6 protein-coding genes are annotated in these 3,619 nt (G+C 38.3%); all 6 read left to right on the top strand.

Annotated elements, in window-relative coordinates:
* Positions 1-147 precede the first annotated feature (147 nt).
* The gene (locus Trichorick_RS09180; RefSeq protein WP_323739347.1) at positions 148-531 is read left to right on the top strand and encodes a hypothetical protein; all 384 of its coding nucleotides are present in this window, start codon (positions 148-150) and stop codon (positions 529-531) included.
* Positions 524-748: a hypothetical protein gene (locus tag Trichorick_RS09175; protein ID WP_323739346.1), complete on the top strand. Its 225-nt coding sequence runs from the start codon at positions 524-526 to the stop codon at positions 746-748. The genes Trichorick_RS09180 and Trichorick_RS09175 overlap by 8 nt, the downstream gene beginning before the upstream one ends.
* A gap of 461 nt (positions 749-1,209) precedes the next feature.
* On the top strand, positions 1,210-1,701 hold the full coding sequence (locus Trichorick_RS09170) for a hypothetical protein (RefSeq protein ID WP_323739345.1): 492 nt from the start codon (positions 1,210-1,212) through the stop codon (positions 1,699-1,701).
* On the top strand, positions 1,688-2,401 hold the full coding sequence (locus Trichorick_RS09165; RefSeq protein WP_323739344.1) for a conjugal transfer protein TraW: 714 nt from the start codon (positions 1,688-1,690) through the stop codon (positions 2,399-2,401). Before Trichorick_RS09170 ends, Trichorick_RS09165 begins: the two co-directional genes overlap by 14 nt.
* Positions 2,402-2,427: 26 nt before the next feature.
* Complete coding sequence (locus Trichorick_RS09160; protein WP_323739343.1) at positions 2,428-2,874, top strand: hypothetical protein; 447 nt, start codon at positions 2,428-2,430, stop codon at positions 2,872-2,874.
* Positions 2,864-3,619, top strand: a 756-nt coding sequence (locus tag Trichorick_RS09155; protein WP_323739342.1) for a TraU family protein, incomplete at its 3' end; no start/stop codon positions are given. The genes Trichorick_RS09160 and Trichorick_RS09155, both read left to right, overlap by 11 nt.

Here is a 3,619-nt window from a genome sequence, read left to right as displayed (position 1 = left end):
ATCTGATTTTAATTTCTTAAAGAACAAAACGAAGGCAGGGATTAGTTTAGATGAAGCGGTCGAGCAGTTGGTAAGTTTAAAAGGAAGCGGTAAAGCAATAAGCCGTAAAACGTACTGAAGGTGTAGAATATTTTAGAAAGGTTAAAAATGGATATAGCAAAAAAAATATTAGCAATAGTAACTTCAGGGATAATCGGTTCATGCTTGATGCTCGTATACACCGAAAAATTAGCAGGTAGTAATAATTATCATATTTTATACGTTGCCGAAGATGAGTTAATGAGTTTAGAGGAAGATAGGATAAAGAATGAAGACCTTAGCACCCGTCAGTTGTTTTTCGGCGAGATTGAAAAGGCGGTAAGTTTAGCGGTTAGTTTACCTAAAACCTACAAAACGGGTAAAAACTTAGTGGTATATAGTATGAGTAGCGTAAGGGGCGAGAACGTCAGGTCAATAAGTAGTGAGATACACGCAAAAATTATTGGCGAATTGCGAAAAGAAGATAAAACCGGGAATAATGACGGTGATTAGATTTAGATACGACGATAAAAGCAAGCTTAAGCAAGGCAATAAAACTAGTGGCCTGCACAAAGCAAAGCATTGCTTAAGCGAAGAGTTAATACTTGCGATCATAGCATTTTCTCTAGGCATGAACCTAAAAGCAGCGGGGTATCAAGCTAAGGCCGATCAAATGTTTGAGACGATAAAAGCTACCCGCACGGCAAAAACTATAAGCACTAGCAGGTAAAAATGTTAAAAGCGATTTTAAATCAAAAACAACAAAAACTTTCAATTCACAGGCAATTAATCTTAGCTTTTTGTAGCGCGGTGCACTTGTGCATCCTTTACGCATATATTTATGTAGCACCGAAGGCGGGAGGAGCCGACAACTTATCTGAATTCTTGAATGATTGTATAAACGAGATTATCCGAGGAGGAAAAAGCACGAGAGCGGCTAGCGTATGTATAGTAATGTTATTTGTCCCTAGCGCGGCGATTATAGCAAGCGTGATTCTTTATTTACGCAAGAATTACATTCTAGCGACCGAAACGTCCAGAGGACTACTTGCTCTCTTGTTTTGTTATATGCTTGCGTACTCCGGTTACGTTTGGTTTGCGGCCTTATTATGTTTTGTGTGGCTGTTTTGCGTGCATAGATTTTATAAAAATCATAATTTAACAAATTAATTACTCCGAGGTTAAGTAAAGATGCTAGCGGTAGTTATACAGAAATTACGGGAATTTATATTAAAAAACGAACAACCGATTAAATCGGTAGCGGACGGATTTGTTCTAGTCTTATCCGTCTCGATACATATAACCGCTCTTTATTTATGGATTTTTAAATCACCTTCTATCGTAGAGGCATTAAATTTTAAGCATATGATTTTGGAAATAATTCGGCAAACCCCGCAAAAAGGTATAAAGCAAAATTTTCAATTCATTGTTCTTATAGTATCGACGATGAGTATTTCAATAACCGCAATTTTGGGTAGTTTGATTTTATGTTGCCTCGGTTTAATTAGAAGAGCAGGCATGTGGAGTGCAGGTTTAATTATAATAAATATTATTACCTTAATGCTCTGTTTAGACGTTATAGCGGTCGTTTTAATTACTAATATTTGCGTAATATACGGACTGATTATCAAGCATTATTTAATTGAACCTATTAAAAGAGAATCGGTAAATGAAAGTGCTTAATAAATTTCTGATGTCGGCAGTATTTTTTAGTTTAAGCAGCGCGGTGCTTGCCAAGGATTTCGGCAAGCAGGGGGCTACTTTCGAGATCAAGGAAGAAGGTTTTGTTGCCATGATGCAGCGTAAATTAAAGGGCGTAAATCTAGCAGATCATGAGCAAAAAATGAAAGATCTAGCACGAAAAAAAGTAGAAGAGCCGACACCCGTTCTCGGTATTACTAGAGCGACAAGAACGGTTAGTCATAGTTTTGATCCGAGTTACGTTTTAGACGAAGACGTATTCTTACCTTGCGGTAAATTATTATACCCTGCGGGGACAAAAGTAAATCCCTTAGATCATATGGAGTGGGGCGGCAGGATGGTGTTCATCGACGGGCGGGACTCGGCTCAAATAGCTTGGGCAAAAGATAATTATCTAAAAACCGATGAAACGTTTGATAAAAACGAAGATAAACTACGGCAAAACTTGAGTATTCAAAATACGGATAATGCCGCTCATATCAGCGCATCCTCGGATACTAAAATAATCTTAACGGGGGGTAGACCTCTTGAATTAGAGAGAGAAGTCGGAAATCTTATATATTTTGACCAATTCGGCGAGTTAACGGGCAGATTCAATATTGCACACGTGCCTGCGATAGTCGAGCAAGACGGCAAATATTTAAAGGTTACGGAGCTTAATATTGAAGTAAATAAAAAATAAAAAAAGCAACTATTTATAAGAAAGTTATGAAAAATAATACAAATTCTACGGAACATAAAATTGTAGATCTAATCGGTAAAGTATTAGTAACTAAATATAATTTTAGTTTGGTAATCATAACCGCTTTATGGTGGATGTTTGCTTGCGTGTTTCAGTATTACAACACTAATTTTGATCCGCTTGTCTTAAGCGGCAATTACATAATGTACTTAAGTTTAATATCGATATCGCTCGGACTAACTATTGACGGTAGCCATTATAAACATTTAGCAAAATTAGGCGTACTTAGTGCAATTTTAGTAGTTTTTACTTTAAGTGCGAGCAAAAGCGTATCGACTGCTTTGCTCGGCGAGATGTGGTTAGTACCGATTAGTATGTTCTGTTTTTTGTTATTACTCAAGAATATTTGGCTCGCAGTTAGTTTTAAAGAGGATTCTCAACATAGGATAAAAAAAGAGGAAAATGAACGATAATACAAATGATTCTACCTTTGGCGACGATCCTGCAAGACACTTCGCCAAAGGTCGGATGAATCATAGGAAAATCATCATCGTGCTAATTATGATTATTTTAGCACCTATGTCAAGTTACGCTAGCACTTGCCAAGGGAGATTCGTTAATCCTATAACGGATGTCTGTTGGTCATGCTTGCTACCGATTTCTATCGGCGGCTTTAATATCGGCAAGGGCAGTACTCCGAAAAAAAGAGATACTAAAAACCCGAGTTCTCCGCTTTGTTTATGTACCAAAGCTAATGTTCCCGTCCCCGGAATTTCTATCGGATTCTGGGAGCCGGTAAGACTCGTCGATATTACCAGAACGCCGTATTGCATGGTTAATTTAGGCGGATTGCAGTTAGCTAGCGGTCACTCAAATAAAGTCAGTAGTTATGCTAGAGGCTACGGCGATCATCATTCTCATCGCTCATTTTACCACGTTCATTATTATATCTATCCTCTGATTTACTGGCTTGAACTAATCACCGATTTTATCTGCTTGGAGCAATCAACCTTCGACGTGGCATATATATCGGAGCTTGACGTTACTTGGAACGACGAAAAACTACAAACCTTGCTTAATCCTGAGGTGTTTTTGTTCGGCAATGCGCTAGCGCAAAGCGCGTGCGTAATAGATTGTGCCGCATCTACCGTACATCTACCGAGAGACGAGATGTTTTGGTGTGGAGGCTGTTGGGGTAATATTTACCCGTTCTCGGGA

It is taken from the genome of Candidatus Trichorickettsia mobilis, from assembly GCF_034366785.1.
GTDB classification, from domain to species: domain Bacteria; phylum Pseudomonadota; class Alphaproteobacteria; order Rickettsiales; family Rickettsiaceae; genus Trichorickettsia; species Trichorickettsia mobilis_A.
Note: the sequence above shows the minus strand (reverse complement) of the source record. Positions and strands in the feature narration are given on the sequence as shown.

Excerpts from the sequence above, each read along its gene's own strand:
- Trichorick_RS09180 (WP_323739347.1), top strand. The coding sequence starts at position 148 with ATGGATATAGCAAAAAAAATATTAGCAATAGTAACTTCAGGGATAATC.
- Trichorick_RS09170 (WP_323739345.1), top strand. The coding sequence starts at position 1,210 with ATGCTAGCGGTAGTTATACAGAAATTACGGGAATTTATATTAAAAAAC.
- Trichorick_RS09165 (WP_323739344.1), top strand. The coding sequence starts at position 1,688 with ATGAAAGTGCTTAATAAATTTCTGATGTCGGCAGTATTTTTTAGTTTA.
- Trichorick_RS09160 (WP_323739343.1), top strand. The coding sequence starts at position 2,428 with ATGAAAAATAATACAAATTCTACGGAACATAAAATTGTAGATCTAATC.